The following is an 18,540-nucleotide window of genomic DNA, read 5'->3' on the forward strand; positions in this document are numbered from 1 at the left end:
ACGAGTGTTCGAGGTCGCACCGCGATGGCTGATGCGGGGCGGTTCGCCATGCCTAACCTGGGGGCATGGACGTGAACGCGGCGGTCGCCGCATCGGCAGCGATCGCCGGAGTGCTCACCGGTGTCATCGCCATGCTGGCGTTCCGCTGGAGCGAGCGCGACCAGAAGCGGCCCACCCGCACCTCCCTGCACACCGATCCGGTGCTCCCGCCCGGCGTGGACACCGTCCTGTCGGTGCTGCGGTCCTCCGCCGTCGTCCTCGACGAGGCCGACGGCGTCGTCAAGGCCAGCTCGGCGGCGTACGCCCTCGGCCTGGTCCGGGGCGGCAAGCTCGCCGTCGAACCGATGCTGCAGATGGCCCGGGACACACGGCGGGACGGGGAGATACGGCAGGTCGAGCTCGACCTGCCGAGGCGGGGCACCGGGCGCGGCGAGGCACTCGCCGTCTCCGCGCGCGTCGCGCCCCTCGGGTCGCGGCTGGTGCTGCTGCTGGTCGAGGACCTGACCGAGGCCCGCCGCATCGAGGCCGTACGGCGCGACTTCGTCGCCAACGTGAGCCACGAGCTGAAGACCCCGGTCGGCGCGCTCTCCCTGCTCTCCGAGGCCGTCATGGACGCCTCCGACGACCCCGAGGCCGTGGAGCGCTTCGCCGGCCGCATGCAGATCGAGGCGACCCGGCTCACCAACCTCGTGCAGGAGCTCATCGACCTGTCCCGGGTCCAGAACGACGATCCGCTGGACGACGCCGAGCCCGTCCGGGTGGACGAACTGGTCGCCGAGGCCATCGACCGCTGCCGGCAGGCGGCCGGGACGAAGCAGATCACGATGGCCGCCGGCGGCACCGAGGACCTCTGCGTCCGCGGCAACCGCGGCCAGCTCGCCGCCGCCCTCGGCAACCTCGTCGAGAACGCCGTCAACTACTCGCCCGCCCGCACCCGCGTCGGCATAGCCGCCCGACGCGTCAGCGCCCCCGGCGGCGACCTGATCGAGATCGCCGTGACCGACCAGGGCATCGGCATCTCCGAGAAGGACAGGGAGCGCGTCTTCGAGCGCTTCTACCGCGTCGACCCGGCCCGCTCCCGGGCCACCGGCGGAACCGGACTGGGTCTCGCGATCGTCAAGCACGTGGTCGCCTCGCACGGCGGGGAGGTCACGGTGTGGAGCGCCGAAGGCCAGGGCTCCACGTTCACCCTGCGACTGCCGGAGTCGGGCCCCGCCCGCGACCGCGCAGCACGGCGGACCGACCACGACGCCGACCCCACGGACCAGGTGGAGCAGCTGGACCTGGGACACGTGGAGCACGGCGAGATCGCCGGCGACGGACGGTCCTCCGTCACCCCCCACACATCCCCGTACGAAACGTCTCCCGCCCCGGAGGTCCTTCCGTGACCCGTGTGCTCGTCGTCGAGGACGAGGAGTCCTTCTCCGACGCCCTGTCCTACATGCTCCGCAAGGAGGGCTTCGAGGTCGCCGTCGCGACCACCGGGCCCGACGGACTCGACGAGTTCGAGCGCAACGGCGCCGACCTCGTCCTCCTCGACCTGATGCTGCCCGGGCTGCCGGGCACCGAGGTGTGCCGTCAGCTGCGCGGCCGCTCGAACGTCCCCGTGATCATGGTGACCGCCAAGGACAGCGAGATCGACAAGGTCGTCGGGCTGGAGATAGGGGCCGACGACTACGTCACCAAGCCCTTCTCCTCCCGCGAGCTGGTCGCCCGCATCCGCGCCGTCCTGCGCCGCCGCGGCGAACCCGAGGAGGTCACCCCCGCCGCGCTGGAGGCCGGGCCCGTCCGCATGGACGTCGACCGGCACGTGGTGACCGTCGGCGGCACCAAGGTCGACCTGCCGCTGAAGGAGTTCGACCTGCTGGAGATGCTGCTGCGCAACGCCGGCCGCGTCCTGACCCGCATGCAGCTGATCGACCGGGTGTGGGGCGCCGACTACGTCGGTGACACCAAGACCCTCGACGTCCACGTCAAGCGGCTGCGCGCCAAGATCGAGCCCGACCCGGGCGCGCCGCGGTACCTGGTGACGGTGCGCGGGCTCGGCTACAAGTTCGAGCCGTAGCCGGACCGGCCCCGGCCCCGGGACGCACGACGAAGGGCGGACCCCCTCGGGGGTCCGCCCTTCGTCGTGGCGCGGGTGTACGGGGCTCAGTGGCCGGCCGTCTCCTCCTGCGCGGCGGAGTCGGTCGCGGTGGCCGACGCGCCGTCGGCCGGGGCGCCGTCGGCCGGGGCACCCGAGGTCTCGCCGGCGGCCGGCTCCCCGGAGGCCTCCGCGCCCGGCGTCGCCGACGCGCCCGGGGTCGCCGGGACGTCGGTCGGGCCCCACGAGGAGAAGTAGCTCTCGGCCGGGACGACGAAGGCGCGCAGACTCACGTCACCGGTCTTGCTGAAGGCGAAGGTGACCTTCTGCGCGTTGCCGTCCTGGATGGCCTCGCGGCTGCTGGGCAGCACCGCGGAGGCGTTGCCCTCGCCGCCCAGGATCAGGGAACCGCCGGCCGGGACGGTCAGGTTCTTGCCGCCCCCGGCGGCCTTCAGCTCGGCGGTCTTGCCGGCCACGGTGATGGAGTCCAGCGTCTGGTCGGTGGAACCGCCGTTGAACAGGGTGGCGGAGACCACGGCCGGACCGGTCGACTCCAGGTCGGGCTGCGTGATGACGATCGCGTTCTGGATCTTGATGTCACCGACCGAGATCGCCGCGTTGTCCGGCTTGATCTCCAGGGTCTGGGCGTTGTGACCGGCACCGCACGCGGCGAGCGAGGCGATCGAGAACGCGATGGCGGCGGCGGCGAGGGCACCGCGTCGAAGGCTGCTGCTCACGGCGGCGGCAACTCCTTGGACTCGAGCGAGGCGGCGGCAACGGATAAAGCCGCCCTAAGTGACTGTCAGCGGCCTTAGGTTACCGAGCCGTTCCCGGGGCGTCTCACCCGACCCTCCCCCGGAGGGGCTCGGCTTCGCCCGGCAGGCGGTAGTGCCGGAGCCTCCGCGCCGCATCGGGAGGGGCGTCGGGCGCACTGGCATCAGCAGTCACATTGGCGCACAGAGACAACACGCACCCATCCGCCATTCGGATAAGAAGCGCCGTCATACCGGTGTCCCGCCGCGCACGAATTTTGCGTGAAGGAATGCGCGGACGGCCGCGGAATTGATCACCGGCGGGGCCGGCCGGGAGCGTCGGTGATCAATTCCGGATTCGTCCGGAAGCGCGCGCCGGGCACCGAACGGAGTAGCGGAAGTCGCACACGTGGAAGCGGACATATGGGGATCTTCGGGCATCCGAGGGGTGCTCCCGGCGTGTGTGACGTGCGTGTTTCGCCCGGCCCGGAGAGCCGCTCCCACCTGCGAATACTTTCTTCCGCTCACCCCGCGCAGCACGTCCCTGTCGCTGTTGTCAAGCCCCGAGATATGCCCTGACCTGCGAAAACGCCATTCAGAAGACGCCGTATCCGTGTTACCCTGGATAGCCACGGAAGGGGTACCTGTCACATGACGTTCAAGGTTGGCGACACCGTGGTCTATCCCCATCACGGGGCCGCGCTGATCGAGGCTATCGAAACTCGCCAGATCAAAGGCGTGGACAAGACCTACTTGGTGCTGAAGGTCGCCCAGGGTGACCTGACGGTACGTGTGCCAGCGGACAATGCGGAGTTCGTCGGCGTGCGTGATGTGGTCGGTCAGGACGGGCTGGACCGGGTCTTCGAGGTGCTGCGCGCGCCGTACGCCGAGGAGCCCACGAACTGGTCGCGTCGTTACAAGGCAAACCTGGAGAAGCTCGCCTCCGGCGACGTCATCAAGGTCGCGGAAGTCGTGCGCGACCTGTGGCGCCGTGAGCGCGAGCGCGGACTCTCCGCAGGTGAGAAGCGCATGCTCGCCAAGGCCCGCCAGATCCTGGTGAGCGAGCTGGCTCTCGCGGAGAACACCAACGAGGACAAGGCGGAGGCCCTGCTCGACGAGGTGCTCGCCTCCTGAGGCGAGACCCGCACGGGACCTGACGCGAGGGGATGGCCCTCCGGCCGCTCCACTCAGGCCCACTCGGTTCAGCGCACACATGCCGCGGTGCCCGATGACATCTTTGCTGTCGCCGGGCGCTGCGGCATCTTCGTACCCCGACGCCGTACGCCTTCGTACGCTCATCCCGGGAGGCTTCCCCCCGGTCCTGGCGTGCCGGGCCCGGGCAGCAGGCTCGACCAGGGTCACGGAAGGGTCCGGTCAAGGCGTCGCGCCCGGCACGGTGAGGCCATACCCAACTAGGTCGAGCACACAAACCTGACAGGAACCGATGTCTGACGAATCGCGCCCCTCGCCCGCGCAGCCGCCCGCCGAGGCCCGTACGAGCGCCCGGACCGCGGCCGTGATCCCGGCCGCCGGCCGCGGCGTACGCCTCGGCCCGGGCGCCCCCAAGGCCCTGCGAGCGCTGGGCGGCACGCCCATGCTCATCCACGCGGTGCGCGCGATGGCCGCGTCCCGCGCGGTCTCCCTGGTCGTCGTCGTGGCCCCGCCCGACGGCGCCGCCGAGGTGAAGAGCCTCCTCGACGCGCACGCCCTGCCCGAGCGGACCGACTTCCTCGTCGTCCCCGGCGGCGCGTCGCGGCAGGAGTCCGTACGGCTCGGCCTGGACGCGCTGCCGTCCGAGTACGACATCGTCCTCGTGCACGACGCGGCCCGGCCGCTGGTGCCGGTGGACACGGTGGACGCCGTGATCGAGGCCGTACGGGAGGGCGCGCCCGCCGTGGTGCCGGCGCTGCCGCTCGCCGACACCGTCAAGCAGGTCGGGCCCGCCGCGGTGCCGGGCGGCCCCGAACCCGTGGTGGCGACGCCGGAGCGGGCGCGGCTGCGGGCGGTGCAGACGCCGCAGGGCTTCGACCGCGCCACGCTGGTGCGGGCCCACGAGACGGTGACCGGCGACGTCACCGACGACGCGAGCATGGTCGAGCAGCTGGGACCCACGGTGGTGGTCGTGCCGGGGCACGAGGAGGCGTTCAAGGTGACGCGGCCCCTCGACCTGGTGCTCGCGGAGGCGGTGCTGGCGCGCAGGAGGCTGAACGATGGGTTCTGAGACGGACGTTCCACCGGTGCTGCCGCAGGTCGGGATCGGCACCGACATCCACGCCTTCGAGGACGGGCGCGAGCTGTGGTGCGCCGGGCTGAAGTGGGAGGGCGAGGGCTCCGGGCTGGCCGGGCACTCGGACGCGGACGTCGTCGCGCACGCGGCGTGCAACGCGCTGTTCTCCGCGGCGGCCCTCGGTGACCTGGGGCAGCACTTCGGCACCGGGCGGCCCGAGTGGTCCGGGGCGTCGGGGGTGACGCTGCTGACGGAGGCCGCGCGGATCGTGCGGGCGGCCGGTTTCCGGATCGGGAACGTCGCGGTGCAGGTGGTGGGGCCGCGGCCGAAGATCGGCAAGCGGCGGGCGGAAGCGGAGAAGGTGCTGTCCGAGGCGGCGGGGGCACCGGTGTCGGTGTCGGGGGCCACGACGGACGGGCTCGGGTTCCCCGGACGGGGGGAAGGGCTGATGGCGGTGGCCACGGCACTGGTGGTCCGGGCGGGATGACGGGCGGCGTCCGGGCCGGGCGGGGTGCGGGGCCTGCCCCGCACCCCGCCCCCGGCCTGTGCCCGCCCGCCCCACCCGGCCGGACGAAGCGGTGACCGTCGCCGCCGCGCTCGGCCGGGCGGGGGACGAGCGCCGTCTTTCGGATCCGGTGCGGTGGACAAGCGGGCCGTACGCCCCTGGCACTGCCCGGGGACCACTACCCTGGACTCGTGACTATTCGCCTGTACGACACCAGCGCCCGGCAGATCCGTGACTTCGCCCCCCTCACGCCCGGGTGTGTCTCGATCTACCTGTGCGGTGCCACCGTGCAGGCCGCCCCGCACATCGGGCACATCCGCTCCGGCCTGAACTTCGACATCATGCGCCGCTGGTTCGCGTACCGCGGTTACGAGGTCACGTTCATCCGCAACGTCACCGACATCGACGACAAGATCATCAGGAAGGCGGCGGAGCAGAACCGCCCCTGGTGGTCCATCGGCTACGAGAACGAGCGGGCGTTCGACGACGCCTACACCGCCCTCGGTTGCCTGCCGCCCACCTACGAGCCGCGCGCCACCGGCCACGTCACCGAGATGGTCGAGATGATGCGCGGCCTCATCGAGCGCGGGCACGCCTACGAGGCCGAGGGCAACGTCTACTTCGACGTGCGGTCCCTGCCCGGGTACCTGTCGCTGTCCAACCAGGACATCGACGAACTGCGCCAGCCCGCGGGCGAGGGCGAGACCGGCAAGCGGGACCCGCGGGACTTCGCCATGTGGAAGGCGGCCAAGCCCGGGGAGCCGAGCTGGGAGACGCCGTGGGGACGGGGGCGGCCGGGGTGGCACCTGGAGTGCTCCGCCATGGCGCACAAGTACCTGGGCGCCGAGTTCGACGTCCACGGCGGCGGGATCGACCTGATCTTCCCGCACCACGAGAACGAGATCGCCCAGGCCAGGGGCTTCGGCGACGCCTTCGCCCGGTACTGGGTGCACAACGCCTGGGTCACCATGAGCGGCGAGAAGATGTCGAAGTCGCTCGGCAACAGCGTGCTCGTGAGCGAGATGGTCAAGCAGTGGCGCCCGGTCGTGCTGCGGTACTACCTGGGCACGCCGCACTACCGCTCGACCATCGAGTACAGCGAGGAGTCCCTGCGCGAGGCCGAGTCGGCGTACGCGCGGATCGAGGGCTTCGTGCAGCGCGTCACCGAGCTGGCCGGCGGGACCGTCGAGCCCGCCGCCGAGGTGCCGCCCGCCTTCGCCGAGGCGATGGACGACGACCTGGGCGTCCCGCAGGCGCTCGCCGTCGTGCACACCACCGTCCGGCAGGGCAACAGCGCGCTGGCCGCCGACGACAAGGAGGCCGCCGTCGCCCGCCTCGCCGAGGTCCGTGCGATGCTCGAGGTGCTCGGTCTCGACCCGCAGGCGCCGCACTGGGCCGGCGAGGGGGAGAAGGGCGAGGACCTGCACGACGTCGTCGACGGCCTCGTGCGCCTCGTCCTCGACCAGCGGGAGGCGGCCCGGGCGCGGAAGGACTGGTCCACCGCGGACGCCATCCGCGACCAGCTGAAGGAGTCGGGGCTGGTCATCGAGGACAGCCCGCAGGGACCCCGCTGGAGCCTCGGCTCCCGCTGACCCCCGGTCCCGGAAGATCGACTGTGCCGCCCGGCCTCCCGGGCGGCACACTGCATAAGACGCAAGCACCACGCACACCCGCGTGAAGACGCAGAGAGCGGAGACAGGTAACTCATGGCCGCGAACAACCGCCGCATGTCCGGCAAGAAGGGCGCGCAGGTCGGCAGCGGCGGCAAGCGGCGCCGGGGCCTGGAAGGCAAGGGGCCGACGCCTCCCGCCGAGATGCGCAAGGGACACGCCAAGCAGCGCGCCGCCCAGGCGAAGGCGCGCCGCGCCACCGGACGCCCGCAGCAGCGTCGCGGGGGCGGCCGGTCGGCCTCCGAACTCGTCGTCGGCCGCAACCCGGTCTACGAGGCACTGCGCGAGGGCGTGCCCGCCTCGACGCTCTACGTCCAGCAGTTCATCGACAACGACGAGCGGGTGCGCGAGGCGCTCCAGCTCGCGGCCGAGCGCGGCGGGATCAACCTCATGGAGGCCCCCCGCCCGGAGCTCGACCGGATGACCAACGGGCTCAACCACCAGGGGCTCGTCCTCCAGGTCCCGCCGTACGAGTACGCGCACCCCGAGGACCTGGTCGCCGCCGCCCACGACGAGGGCACGGACCCGCTGATCGTCGCCCTCGACGGCGTGACCGACCCGCGCAACCTCGGTGCGGTCGTCCGCTCCGTCTCCGCCTTCGGCGGCCACGGCGTCGTCGTGCCCGAGCGGCGCGCGGCCGGCATGACGGCGGGCGCCTGGAAGACGTCGGCGGGCACGGCCGCCCGGACGCCGGTGGCCCGCGCCACCAACCTCACCCGCGCGCTGGAGTCGTACCAGAAGGCCGGGCTCGTCGTCGTGGGCCTCGCCGCCGACGGCGAGGTCGAACTCGGCGAGCTGGAGGCCCTGGACGGCCCCGTGGTCGTCGTGGTCGGCAGCGAGGGCAAGGGCCTGTCGCGCCTGGTCGGCGAGACCTGCGACTTCCGGGTGCGGATCCCGATGCCCGGTGGTGCGGAGTCGCTCAACGCCGGTGTGGCGGCGGGGATCGTGCTGTACGAGGCGGCGCGCCGGCGGGGCTGAGCCGGTCGCGGTGCCGGTGGGGGAACGGGTGTCCGGCACGGTCCCTCGAACGGGGTGTTCCGGATGGTTCGGGCAAGCTTGACGCGGTCCGGACAGATCCGGCGGGTCAAGGCAGTGTCCTAACGACACGTCACTCGGTTAGATGAGCGTGGACACCAGAACACCCCGCACACCCACGGGGGACCGCTCGTCGGGATACGACGACGCTCCCGCGCTGAGCATGGTGAAGGTGCCGAGCGATCCGGCCCAGGTCATCGTCAACCACGCGAGCTTCCGCGTGCAGCTCGGTGCCTCCGCGCGGCGGACCCGGTCCCCGCGGATCGCGCGGCACCTGAGCGCCACCCAGGACACCGCCCGCACGCCGGTCGCAGGCGCCGCGGTCCCCGCGCCCGCCCGGCGCCGTCCCGTCGTCTGGAGCGGCCGGTCCGCCCCGGACGACACCGGCGCCCACCGGCTGCTCCAGGCAGTGCGGGCCGGAGCGGGCCGTCACGCCGACGACCCGCTCGCCGACACCTCCGCCGACGCCGGCGCCACCCAGGTCCTCCCCCGCGTCGGCGAGGGCGGCCGCCCCGGCCACGGCCCGTACGACGACTTCGACGACGGTCCCGACACCCAGCCCCTGGAGGCCCCCGTCGTCGACGGACGGCCCGGCACCGTCCGCGCGGGCACCCGGCTGCTGCCCGCGATGCGCACCGCCGGCAGCGCCTACGACGAACCCGCCTACGACGAACCGGCCTACGACGAACCGGCCTACGCCGACGACGACTTCGGCCCGTACCCCGCCGGTCACGACCTCGGCGACGGCGCCGGCACGGATGCGCGCGCCCGGCGCCACTCCGACGACCCGGCACGGCACGCCTACTACCCCGGCCGCCGCATCAACCTCGGCGTCGTGCTGCTGCCGCTGCGCGTCTTCCTCGGCTTCATCTCCGTCTACGCCGGCATGGGCAAGCTCTGCGACCCCGTCTACTTCGACGGCGGCGAGCGCGGCTCCATGGTCAAGTGGCTCAACACCCTGCACCCCTGGGACGTGGCCGAACCGCTGCGCCAGTTCGCCCTCGCGCACCCGGTCGGCTCCGGCCTGGTCATCGCCTTCCTCCAGGTCATCGTGGGCGTCCTGACCGTCCTGGGCTGCTGGCAGCGCGTCGCCGCCGTCATCGGCGCGATCCTGTCCGCCGCGCTGCTGGTCACCGTCAGCTGGAAGAGCACCCCGGTCTACGACGCGCCCGACATCATCTACCTCGCCGCCTGGTCCCCGCTGATCATCGCCGGCGCCCCCGTCTACTCCGTCGACGGCCGCCTCGCCGGCGGTGCCTGGCGCCGCCTCGGCCCCCGCGCCGACATCTGGGACCTGCGCCGCTACGTGCTGCGCCGCGGCGCCCTCGTCACCTTCCTCGTCACCGGCGTCACCCTCCTCGTCGGCTCGCTGCTCGGCGGTGCCGTGCGGGACGCCGACCGCGTGGTCGTCCCCGGGCCCGGCGAGGGCCCGCGCAACAACCTCCCCGGCTCGCCGCTCCCCCAGGAGCCCGGCGAGCGGGGGCAGAGGACGCCGGAGGCCTCCTCCTCCGCACCCGTCGAGGGCGGCACCACGTCCGGCGCGGTCACTCCCTCCGAGGACGGCGGGACGACCACCCCGGGCGCGACCGACGACAGCGGCACCACCCCCGGCGGCGCCCCCAGCCAGACCCAGGGCACCACGGGCCAGGCCCCGCCGCAGCGGACCTCCCCGGCCGGACAGGCCCCGAGCACCACCGCCGGTCCGTCCTCCGGCGGCACCGCCACCGGGGGCAGCGGCGACGGCTCCACCGGCTCCACCGGGAGCGGGGACGGCGACGACGGCTCCTCCTCCACGGGGCAGCCGGGCAGCCGCCTGGTGGGCGGCCTCCTGGGCTAGAGCCGTCCCCCGGCCCCTACGCCGACGGGTCCCGCACGGAAGACGTGCGGGACCCGTCGGCGTAGGGGCGGGTGATTCAGCGGCTCAGCGGCTCGGCGCGGCCAGTTCCCGGGCCGCCTCCGTCAGGTCCTTCGCGGTGTCGATCGCCCGCCAGTAGGAGCCCTGCGGGATCGGGAAACCGGCCAGCCGGTGCTCACGGGCCAGCCGCGGGAACGTCGTCCGCTCGTGGTCGCCGCGCTCCGGGAGCATCGAGGCGAAGGCCGGCGAGAAGACGTAGACACCCGCGTTGATCTCGAAGGTCGACGGGGGCGCCTCGATGAAGTCCGTGATGTGCCCGAAGCCGTCCGTCTGCACGGCGCCCCAGGGCAGCCGCGGGCGGGCCAGGGCGAGGGTCGCGACGGCGTCCCGCTCGGCGTGGAAGTCGGCCATGTCGCGCAGCGAGAAACGCGTCCAGATGTCGCCGTTCGTGGCGTACCAGGGCCGGTCCGGGTGGGGGAGGTGCGCGGCGGCGTACTTCAGGCCGCCGCCGCGGCCGAGGGGCTCGGTCTCCACCACGGTGGTGACGGACAGCGGCAGGTCGGCGGTCTCCAGCCACTTCTGGAGCACCTCGGCGAGGTGGCCGCAGGAGACCACCACGTCGGTCACGCCCTCCTCGGCGAGCCAGGCGAGCTGATGGCCGATGATCGGGGTTCCGGTGCCCGGGATCTCGACCATCGGCTTGGGCCGGTCGTCGGTGTACGGACGCAGGCGGGAACCCTGCCCGCCGGCCAGGACGACGGCTTGAACGGGGCGGCGGGACGCGGCGTTCGGATCGGTCATGACCCGAACTGTACGTGGCGTCCCGCCGCCCCGGCGGGGGTGCTCGGCCGCGGGGCGCTCAGCGGTGCTGGGCCAGCACGCCCGAGGCGAAGGCGGTGTCGCAGACGGGGCGCGCGTACGACTGGGCGCGCGTCGGACCGTAGACCTTGACCGCGGCGCGGCCGAGGGCGCGGGCGATGGACGCGCAGTGCCTGCCCAGCGACGGGCGCTCGTCGACGGCCTTCTGGAGGTCGGTGAGGGCGACGCCCGGGTCCTCCTCCTGAAGCTCGGTCAGCAGCCGGTCGCGCAGCACCTCGTGCGGAGCGCGGGCCCCGGCGCGCGTGGAGGCCCCGGCGGCGGAGGCGTCCGACGCGGTGAGCACCGGGCTCGAGGGATCCCCCGACCAGTTGACCCGGGTGACCGCGAGGGTCCCGGAGAGCACCAGGACGACGGGCAGGACGAAGGCGAGGGAACGGCCGATCCGGCGGGCGGGGCCCCGGCCGCTTCGCGTCTGCTGGGTGGCGGAGTGCTTCACGGAGTGCTTCACGCGAGCGAGGGTAGCGCCCGGTGATGATTTGGCGACATTTAGTCACCGGTTCGGGTGACATGGCAGGACCCGAAAATGGGTAGTGGGTTGACGCGCACTGCCCGAAAAGCCCGTTGTGTCAGGTTATTTGTCGACAACGAGAAGGGCCCCGCAGCAGGTTGCGGGGCCCTTCTCGTCGATCCGGGGGAATTCACCCGTGCCGGGGACACCCGTCCCCGGCACGCGCCGGGCGTCAGTCGGAGAGACGCTCGCCCGAGGAGGACGAGAACACGTGGGTCTCGCCCGGCCGCGGCACGACGTGCACGGTCGCACCCTTCTCCGGCACCGCGCGGCTGCTGACGCGGACCACGAGGTCCTTCGTCTCGCCGCCGACCTCGACCGTGCCGTAGATGTAGCCGTCGGCGCCGGTCTCCTCGACGACGTTGACGGTGACGGCGAGGCCGGCCGGGGCGTCGGCGGAGTCCTTGGACAGGGACGCGGAGACGCCGCCGTTCAGCTCCACCACGTCGAAGTGCTCGGGGCGGACGCCGACGGTGACCGTGCGGTCGCCCTTGTCGGCGGCGGCCTTCAGGGCGTCGCGGTTGACCGGGACCACGCTGTTGCCGAACTTCACGCCGCCGTCGGTGATCGGCACCTCGACCAGGTTCATGGCCGGGGAGCCGATGAAGCCGGCGACGAAGAGGTTCGCGGGCTTGTCGTACATGTTGCGCGGCGAGTCGACCTGCTGGAGCAGGCCGTCCTTCAGCACCGCCACGCGGTCGCCCATCGTCATGGCCTCGACCTGGTCGTGGGTGACGTAGACGGTGGTGATGCCCAGGCGGCGCTGGAGCGAGGCGATCTGGGTGCGGGTGGAGACGCGGAGCTTGGCGTCCAGGTTGGACAGCGGCTCGTCCATGAGGAACACCTGCGGCTCGCGCACGATCGCGCGGCCCATCGCGACACGCTGGCGCTGACCGCCGGAGAGCGCCTTCGGCTTGCGGTCCAGGTACTCGGTGAGGTCGAGGATCTTCGCGGCCTCCTCGACCTTCTGCCGGATCTCCGCCTTGTTGACGCCGGCGATCTTGAGGGCGAAGCCCATGTTGTCGGCGACCGTCATGTGCGGGTAGAGCGCGTAGTTCTGGAACACCATGGCGATGTCCCGGTCCTTCGGCGGCAGGTGGGTGACGTCGCGGTCGCCGATGCGGATGGCGCCGCCGTTGACGTCCTCGAGCCCCGCGAGCATGCGCAGCGAGGTGGACTTGCCGCAGCCGGACGGGCCGACCAGGACGAGGAACTCGCCGTCCGCGATGTCGATGTCGAGACCGTCGACGGCGGGCTTGTCGGAACCCGGGTACACGCGGGTCGCCTTGTCGAACTGGACTGTGGCCATGATGTATGGGCCCCCTTCTACCGGCAGGAACGTGCCGGACGATCCGTTGTAGGAAGGTGGTTGGTGTAGTCCACGCGGGTGAACTGGCTCAGGACGGTACCGGGCGTTCACCTGATCTGTCAGTACCTGCGGGCCTGTGAACTTCGCCGAAATTTTCGAATCCCATCGTTCACCGGCTCTGTGTACAGTGGAGCAGCCTCCGCGCGCACCGCCGCGCGACGCCTCCTTAGCTCAGCTGGTCAGAGCGCCGCTCTTGTAAAGCGAAGGTCGTCGGTTCGAATCCGACAGGGGGCTCTCGGGCGAACGGCCCCCGCCCGCGTCGGGCGGGGGCCGTCGACGTGTCCCGGTGCCGGGCGGATCACGCCCGCAGCCGGTGTCCGATGTCCAGCCGCTCCGCCTCGAGCGGGTCGCCGTCCTCCACGTTCCACAGGCAGTTCTGCAGGACGCGGCCGAGGGACCAGGCGCGGGCCCGTTCGCGGTCCAGTCCGAGGACGTCGGTCATGGCGTCGAAGCGCCACCGGGTCTCGGCCGGGTCGTAGCGGTCGCCGAGGGCGGGGAGCAGGTCGAAGCCGGGGTCGCCGGCCAGCGGCTTGGGGTCGATGGCGAGCCAGGGGGCGCGGTCCGAGGCCAGGACGTTCCCCTGGTGCAGGTCCCAGTGCAGCAGCCGGTCGCCGGGCTCGTCGGCGACCTCGCGCACGGCGGCGGCGCAGTCGGCGACCAGGCGGCGGGCCTCGGGGTCGGGGATGCGCTCCAGGGCCCGGGGCGTGCGCTCCAGCATGGCCCGCGCGATGTCGCCGAGGCGGCGCAGGCCGGGCGGGGCGGGGACGGCGGTGAGGTGGGCGAGCAGCCGGGCGGCGACGAGGACGGCCTCGCGGGAGTCCTCGACGTGGCCGAGCGTGCGGGTCGGATCGAGGCGTTCCAGCAGCATGGTGCCGGTGGCGGGGTCGTGGTCGAGCAGGCGTACCGCCCCGTCGCCGTCCCACAGGCCGAGGGCGAGGGGCTCGCCCGCGGTCTCCTCGTCGAGGATCTGGAGCTTGAGCGCGGCCGGTGTGCCGTCGCCCCGGACGACGGGCAGCACCAGGGCGGCCCAGCCGTGCATCGAGGGGCCGTCGAGGCGCAGTCGCCAGCGGTCCAGGAAGCCGGCCGCCAGCTCGGGCAGCGCGTCGACGAAGGCGCGGCCCGCCTCTTTGTTGTACTTCGCCTGGGACGCCGCGAGGGCGTCCGGAACGTCGATCACGTCCGGCGACGTTACCGGCGGGCGGCGGTCCGGTCAGGTGTTCAACCGGATCCGCACGGGCCCCGTGGGGGCCGGAAGTCCACGGAATCCGAAGCAGACAACGGCCCTCCACCGGGGTTAACGTCCTGCCCATGAGCAGCCCGAGCAGCGGCGTCGTGAACGGTGGCATCTCCTACTGGTACGCGGACGACGGCCTTCCGGCGGTGCGCGAACCGCTCGCCGGGGACGCGTCGGCGGACGTGGTGATCGTCGGGGGTGGTTACACCGGACTGTGGACGGCGTACTACCTCAAGAAGGCGGAGCCGTCCCTGCGGATCACGGTCCTGGAGCAGAGGTTCTGCGGTTACGGCGCCTCCGGCCGCAACGGCGGCTGGCTGTACAACGGCATCGCGGGCCGCGACCGGTACGCGAAGCTGCACGGCCACGAGGCGGCGGTACGGCTCCAGCGCGCGATGAACGACACCGTGGACGAGGTGGTCCGGGCCGCCGCGGCGGAGGGCATCGACGCCGACGTCCACAAGGGCGGGGTGCTGGAGGTGGCGTGCACGCCCGCGCAGGCGGCCCGGCTGAAGGCGTTCCACGAGGCCGAGCTGGCGTTCGGCGAGAAGGACCGGGAGCTGTACGGGGCGCGGGAGACGGCGGAACGGATCAGGGTGGCGGGCGCCGTCGGTTCGACGTGGACGCCGCACGGGGCGCGGCTGCATCCCGTGAAGCTGGTGAAGGGACTCGCGGCGGCCGTCGAGCGCATCGGGGTGACGGTCCACGAGTCGACGCCGGTCACGGAGATCCGGCCCCGGCGGGCGGTGACGCCGTACGGCACCGTCCGCGCGCCCTACGTGCTGCGCTGCACCGAGGGTTTCACCGCCTCCCTCAAAGGCCAGCGGCGGACCTGGCTGCCGATGAACTCCTCGATGATCGCCACCGAGCCGCTCACCGACGAGCAGTGGGAGTCGGTGGGCTGGGAGGGCCGGCAGACCCTCGGCGACATGGCGCACGCCTACATGTACGCGCAGCGCACCGCCGACGGCCGGATCGCGCTCGGCGGACGCGGGGTGCCGTACCGCTTCGGCTCCCGCACCGACAACGACGGCACCACGCAGGCGGCGACCGTCGAGGCGCTGCGCGAGGTCCTGGTCCGCTTCTTCCCCTCCCTGGCCGGGCTGCGGATCGAGCACGCCTGGTCGGGGGTGCTGGGGGTGCCGCGCGACTGGTGCGCGACCGTCACCCTGGACCGGTCGACGGGGCTGGGCTGGGCGGGCGGTTACGTCGGTTCCGGTGTCGCCACCGCCAACCTGGCCGGGCGCACCCTGGGCGACCTGGTGCGGCGGGACTCGGGCCGGGGCGGCCGCACCGAGCTGACCGGCCTGCCGTGGGTGGGGCACCGGGTGCGCCGCTGGGAGCCGGAACCGCTGCGCTGGCTGGGCGTGCAGGGCATGTACGCCGTGTACCGGGAGGCGGACCGGCGGGAGCGCACGACGCACAGCGCGGCGTCGTCCCGGCTGGCGCGGCTGGCGGACCGGGTGGCGGGCCGCCACTGAGCGCTCCGCGCCGGGGGCGCCGGAGGCTTGTGCGGGGGGCGTGGCGGCGACTCGTGCGACGGGTCGGCGGGGTGTCGGCGAACCCCCGTGGTGGCGGGGCGCCGGCGGGTCTGTGCGTAGGCGGGGATCCTCCAGGAGGTTTCCAGGGGAGGCAGAGCCTCCTGGCGACGCCCGCACCTGCGGCCGGCGGTGCTTGTGCGGGTGGCCCGTGGGGCCCGCTCGTGCGGCGGGGCGCCGGCCGGGCCGTGCGACGAGCGGTGGGGTTCTGCGGTGGCCCGTCGGGAGACGTTGCGTCCGGGCGGGCGTCGGGGGTCCGGGGAGGACGGGCGAGGCCCCTTCCCCTTCAGGCCACCGGTTCCGGTACCGGGCGGTCGGCCGGGGTGCCGTGTTTCGGGGCCTTGGCCGTGACCATCACGCCCGCGACCAGCCCCGCCAGCAGCATGATGCCCGCGGCCAGCCAGATGGCGACCGTGTAGCCGTGGACGATGCCCTCCCGGACGATCTCCTCCCGCCGGGCCGGGTCGGTGAGGTGGGCCGTGATCCAGGACGCGCCGGTGCTGGTGGCGACGGTGTTGAGCAGCGCCGTGCCGATCGAGCCGCCCACCTGCTGCGAGGTGTTGACCGTCGCCGAGGTGACGCCGGAGTCCTGCGGGGCGACGCCGGCGGTGGCGGTGGAGAAGACCGGCATGAAGGTCAGGCCCATGCCGAGGCCCATCAGGATCAGGGCGGGCAGGATCTCCGAGGTGTACTGCGAGTGCACGGTCATCCGGGTGAGGACCACCATGCCGCTGGAGGCGAGGACCATGCCGGGGACCATCAGCATGCGCGGGCCCACGTGGCGCAGCAGCCGGGCGGAGATCTGGGTGGAGCCGACGAGGATCGAGGCGGTCATCGGCAGGAACGCCAGGCCGGTCCGCACGGGGGAGTAGTCCAGGACGACCTGGAGGTAGTAGGTCATGAACAGGAACAGCCCGAACATGCCGATGACGGCCAGCATCATCGTCAGGAAGCAGCCGGCGCGGTTGCGGTCGCGGACGATGTGCAGCGGCAGCAGGGGGACCGGCGCCCGGGTCTGCCACCACACGAAGGTCGCGAGGAGGGCGGCGCCCGCGGCGAACAGCGCCAGGACGAGCGGGTCGCTCCAGCCGCGCGGCTGCGCCTCGCTGAAGCCGTAGACGAGGGCGACCAGACCGCCGCAGCCGAGGAGCACGCCGGGGACGTCGAGGCGGACGCCGGTGTGGCCGGGCCGGTCGTGCAGGAGGATCAGGGCGCCGGTCACGGCGGCGACGGCGACGGGGATGTTGACGTACAGGCACCAGCGCCAGTCCAGGTACTCGGTGAGCACGCCGCCGACGATGAAGCCGATGGCGGAGCCGCTGGCGGCCAGCGCGCCGTAGATGCCGAACGCCTTCCCGCGTTCCCCCGGGTCGGTGAAGGTGGTCGTCAGCAGGGACAGCGCGGAGGGCGCGAGGACGGCGGCGAAGACGCCCTGGAGCGCCCGGGCGCCGAAGAGCATCGCGGGGCCGACGGCGGCTCCGCCGATCGCGGAGGCGACGGCGAAGCCGATCAGCCCGATGACGAAGGTGCGTCTGCGTCCCACGAGGTCGGCGATGCGTCCGCCGAGCAGCAGCAGACCGCCGAAGGCGAGGGTGTAGGCGGTGATCACCCACTGGCGGTTGGCGTCGGACATGCCCAGGTCGCGCTGCGCGGACGGCAGCGCGATGTTCACGATGGTCGCGTCGAGGACGACCATCAGCTGGGCCAGGGCGATCACCATCAGCCCCCACCAGCGGCGGGGGTCGGCGTCCGCGGGGGCCGTTCCCTCACCTGTCCGGACGGCGCTCATTCGGCCAGAAGACCATGAATCGGGGCGTATTGCATCCCCTTCCGGTCGTCCGCGGGGTGTGTCGGCGGTCATGGCTCCAGAACCACTTTCCCGGTCGTCCCGCGGCCCTGGAGCGCGCGGTGCGCGGCCGCGGCCTCGGCGAGCGGGAAGCGGTGCACGGCGGGGGAGAGGCGGCCCCCGGCGGCCTCGGCGAGGGCGCGCAGTTCGAGGGTGCGGACGGGGTCGGTGCCGCCGGCCCTCTCCAGCATCACCGGGCCGAGCACCTGCTGGGAGACGCCGTCGACGAGGTACGGCCCGCCGTCGCGCAGGCCCTCGCCCGACCAGCCGAAGACGAGGTGCCGGCCGCCGGGCCCCAGGAGTGCGACGGCATCCCGGGCGACGTCCCCGCCCACGCCGTCGAAGACGACGGTCGCCTCCCGTCCGCCCAGGTGGGCGCGGACCTCGGCCGGCCATTCGGGATCGGTGTAGTCGACGGCGAGGTCGGCGCCGCTCGCCGCGACGCGTGCGGTCTTCTCCGGGCCCCCGGCCAGCCCCACGACGGTGGCCCCGGCGTTCTTCGCGTACTGCACCAGCAGCGTGCCGATGCCGCCCGCGGCGGCCGGGACCACGGCCACGGAGCCGGGCCCGAGATCGGCGAACTGGAGGATCCCCATCGTCGTGCGCCCCGTGCCGATCATGGCGACGGCCTCGGCGAAGTCCAGGCCGGCCGGGATCTCGTGGAGGCGGCCGGCGTCGACGGCGGCCAGTTCGGCGTACCCGCCGGGCGCGAAGCCGAGGTGGGCGACGACCCGCCGGCCGAGCCAGCTCTCCGGCGTGCCCTCGCCGAGGGCGTCGACGACGCCGGCGACCTCGCGGCCGGGGACCGTGGGCAGGACGGGCGGCTCGGGCGCCGGCCCCTGCACGCCCTCGCGCAGGGCGGTGTCCAGCAGGTGGACGCCCGCCGCGCGGACGGCGACGCGGACCTGGCCGGGGCCCGGGCGGGGGTCCTCGACCTCTTCGAGGACGAGGTTCTCGGCCGGGCCGAAGGTGTGCAGACGGATGGCGCGCATGGCGGTCCCCCAACGTGAGGCTCGTGGTCAGGGACTCACCCAACGTC

At 73.2% G+C, this 18,540-nt stretch carries 16 protein-coding genes and 1 tRNA gene; 10 read left to right on the top strand and 7 right to left on the bottom strand.

The window, feature by feature from the left end:
* The first annotated feature begins 65 nt into the window (after positions 1-65).
* Together phoR and phoP are read left to right on the top strand one after the other, a co-directional pair.
* On the top strand, positions 66-1,388 hold the full coding sequence (gene phoR / locus ACZ4V6_RS23225) for a two-component system sensor histidine kinase PhoR (protein ID WP_467830490.1): 1,323 nt from the start codon (positions 66-68) through the stop codon (positions 1,386-1,388).
* A 5-nt stretch (positions 1,389-1,393) separates the two neighbouring features.
* Positions 1,394-2,065 carry a two-component system response regulator PhoP gene (phoP, locus tag ACZ4V6_RS23230; RefSeq protein ID WP_465270560.1) on the top strand — a complete coding sequence of 224 codons (672 nt, stop codon included), beginning with the start codon at positions 1,394-1,396 and terminating at the stop codon, positions 2,063-2,065.
* Positions 2,066-2,151: 86 nt separating this feature from the next.
* Here phoP and ACZ4V6_RS23235 read toward each other — a convergent pair whose 3' ends face one another.
* A complete protein-coding gene (locus ACZ4V6_RS23235; RefSeq protein WP_467830492.1) occupies positions 2,152-2,820 on the bottom strand; it encodes a copper chaperone PCu(A)C domain-containing protein in 669 nt (222 codons plus the stop codon).
* Between the two features lie 666 nt (positions 2,821-3,486).
* Between ACZ4V6_RS23235 and ACZ4V6_RS23240 the strand changes: the two genes are divergently transcribed.
* The 6 genes from ACZ4V6_RS23240 (at position 3,487) to ACZ4V6_RS23265 (ending at position 10,109) form a co-directional block, all read left to right on the top strand.
* Positions 3,487-3,969 carry a CarD family transcriptional regulator gene (locus ACZ4V6_RS23240; RefSeq protein WP_003953493.1) on the top strand — a complete coding sequence of 161 codons (483 nt, stop codon included), beginning with the start codon at positions 3,487-3,489 and terminating at the stop codon, positions 3,967-3,969.
* Positions 3,970-4,279: 310 nt separating this feature from the next.
* Positions 4,280-5,056, top strand: a complete 777-nt coding sequence (ispD, locus tag ACZ4V6_RS23245) for a 2-C-methyl-D-erythritol 4-phosphate cytidylyltransferase (RefSeq protein ID WP_467830494.1) — start codon at positions 4,280-4,282, stop codon at positions 5,054-5,056.
* On the top strand, positions 5,046-5,549 hold the full coding sequence (gene ispF / locus ACZ4V6_RS23250; RefSeq protein WP_467830496.1) for a 2-C-methyl-D-erythritol 2,4-cyclodiphosphate synthase: 504 nt from the start codon (positions 5,046-5,048) through the stop codon (positions 5,547-5,549). The genes ispD and ispF overlap by 11 nt, the downstream gene beginning before the upstream one ends.
* A 209-nt stretch (positions 5,550-5,758) precedes the next feature.
* Positions 5,759-7,159, top strand: a complete 1,401-nt coding sequence (gene cysS, locus ACZ4V6_RS23255; protein ID WP_467830498.1) for a cysteine--tRNA ligase — start codon at positions 5,759-5,761, stop codon at positions 7,157-7,159.
* A gap of 114 nt (positions 7,160-7,273) precedes the next feature.
* Positions 7,274-8,215: a 23S rRNA (guanosine(2251)-2'-O)-methyltransferase RlmB gene (rlmB, locus tag ACZ4V6_RS23260; protein WP_467830499.1), complete on the top strand. Its 942-nt coding sequence runs from the start codon at positions 7,274-7,276 to the stop codon at positions 8,213-8,215.
* 142 nt (positions 8,216-8,357) lie between these two features.
* Positions 8,358-10,109, top strand: coding sequence for a DoxX family protein (locus ACZ4V6_RS23265; RefSeq protein ID WP_467830501.1), 1,752 nt, complete (start codon positions 8,358-8,360; stop codon positions 10,107-10,109).
* Positions 10,110-10,193: 84 nt separating this feature from the next.
* Here ACZ4V6_RS23265 and ACZ4V6_RS23270 read toward each other — a convergent pair whose 3' ends face one another.
* The 3 genes from ACZ4V6_RS23270 to msiK form a co-directional block, all read right to left on the bottom strand.
* On the bottom strand, positions 10,194-10,928 hold the full coding sequence (locus ACZ4V6_RS23270; protein WP_467830503.1) for a nucleotidyltransferase family protein: 735 nt from the start codon (positions 10,926-10,928) through the stop codon (positions 10,194-10,196).
* Positions 10,929-10,986: 58 nt separating this feature from the next.
* Positions 10,987-11,442 carry a hypothetical protein gene (locus tag ACZ4V6_RS23275; RefSeq protein WP_467830926.1) on the bottom strand — a complete coding sequence of 152 codons (456 nt, stop codon included), beginning with the start codon at positions 11,440-11,442 and terminating at the stop codon, positions 10,987-10,989.
* Positions 11,443-11,686: 244 nt separating this feature from the next.
* Positions 11,687-12,823: a diacetylchitobiose ABC transporter ATP-binding protein MsiK gene (gene msiK, locus ACZ4V6_RS23280; RefSeq protein WP_467830505.1), complete on the bottom strand. Its 1,137-nt coding sequence runs from the start codon at positions 12,821-12,823 to the stop codon at positions 11,687-11,689.
* A gap of 220 nt (positions 12,824-13,043) precedes the next feature.
* Here msiK and ACZ4V6_RS23285 point away from each other — a divergent pair.
* Positions 13,044-13,117 (top strand) — tRNA-Thr (locus ACZ4V6_RS23285).
* Positions 13,118-13,181: 64 nt separating this feature from the next.
* Here ACZ4V6_RS23285 and ACZ4V6_RS23290 read toward each other — a convergent pair.
* The gene (locus ACZ4V6_RS23290; RefSeq protein WP_467830507.1) at positions 13,182-14,060 is read right to left on the bottom strand and encodes an aminoglycoside phosphotransferase family protein; all 879 of its coding nucleotides are present in this window, start codon (positions 14,058-14,060) and stop codon (positions 13,182-13,184) included.
* 131 nt (positions 14,061-14,191) lie between these two features.
* Between ACZ4V6_RS23290 and ACZ4V6_RS23295 the strand changes: the two genes are divergently transcribed.
* The gene (locus ACZ4V6_RS23295) at positions 14,192-15,598 is read left to right on the top strand and encodes an NAD(P)/FAD-dependent oxidoreductase (protein WP_467830509.1); all 1,407 of its coding nucleotides are present in this window, start codon (positions 14,192-14,194) and stop codon (positions 15,596-15,598) included.
* A 343-nt stretch (positions 15,599-15,941) separates the two neighbouring features.
* Here ACZ4V6_RS23295 and ACZ4V6_RS23300 read toward each other — a convergent pair whose 3' ends face one another.
* On the bottom strand, positions 15,942-17,444 hold the full coding sequence (locus ACZ4V6_RS23300; RefSeq protein WP_467830512.1) for an MFS transporter: 1,503 nt from the start codon (positions 17,442-17,444) through the stop codon (positions 15,942-15,944).
* A 68-nt stretch (positions 17,445-17,512) separates the two neighbouring features.
* Positions 17,513-18,493: a zinc-binding dehydrogenase gene (locus ACZ4V6_RS23305; protein ID WP_467830514.1), complete on the bottom strand. Its 981-nt coding sequence runs from the start codon at positions 18,491-18,493 to the stop codon at positions 17,513-17,515.
* Positions 18,494-18,540 lie beyond the last annotated feature (47 nt).

This window comes from Streptomyces sp. NPDC029152 (assembly GCF_055564355.1).

Coding starts and splice junctions, on each gene's coding strand:
- ACZ4V6_RS23295 (WP_467830509.1), top strand. CDS start 14,192: ATGAGCAGCCCGAGCAGCGGCGTCGTGAACGGTGGCATCTCCTACTGG.
- ACZ4V6_RS23270 (WP_467830503.1), bottom strand. CDS start 10,928: ATGACCGATCCGAACGCCGCGTCCCGCCGCCCCGTTCAAGCCGTCGTC.
- ACZ4V6_RS23265 (WP_467830501.1), top strand. CDS start 8,358: ATGAGCGTGGACACCAGAACACCCCGCACACCCACGGGGGACCGCTCG.
- ispD (WP_467830494.1), top strand. CDS start 4,280: ATGTCTGACGAATCGCGCCCCTCGCCCGCGCAGCCGCCCGCCGAGGCC.
- ispF (WP_467830496.1), top strand. CDS start 5,046: ATGGGTTCTGAGACGGACGTTCCACCGGTGCTGCCGCAGGTCGGGATC.
- msiK (WP_467830505.1), bottom strand. CDS start 12,823: ATGGCCACAGTCCAGTTCGACAAGGCGACCCGCGTGTACCCGGGTTCC.
- phoR (WP_467830490.1), top strand. CDS start 66: ATGGACGTGAACGCGGCGGTCGCCGCATCGGCAGCGATCGCCGGAGTG.
- ACZ4V6_RS23305 (WP_467830514.1), bottom strand. CDS start 18,493: ATGCGCGCCATCCGTCTGCACACCTTCGGCCCGGCCGAGAACCTCGTC.
- ACZ4V6_RS23240 (WP_003953493.1), top strand. CDS start 3,487: ATGACGTTCAAGGTTGGCGACACCGTGGTCTATCCCCATCACGGGGCC.
- rlmB (WP_467830499.1), top strand. CDS start 7,274: ATGGCCGCGAACAACCGCCGCATGTCCGGCAAGAAGGGCGCGCAGGTC.
- ACZ4V6_RS23300 (WP_467830512.1), bottom strand. CDS start 17,444: ATGAGCGCCGTCCGGACAGGTGAGGGAACGGCCCCCGCGGACGCCGAC.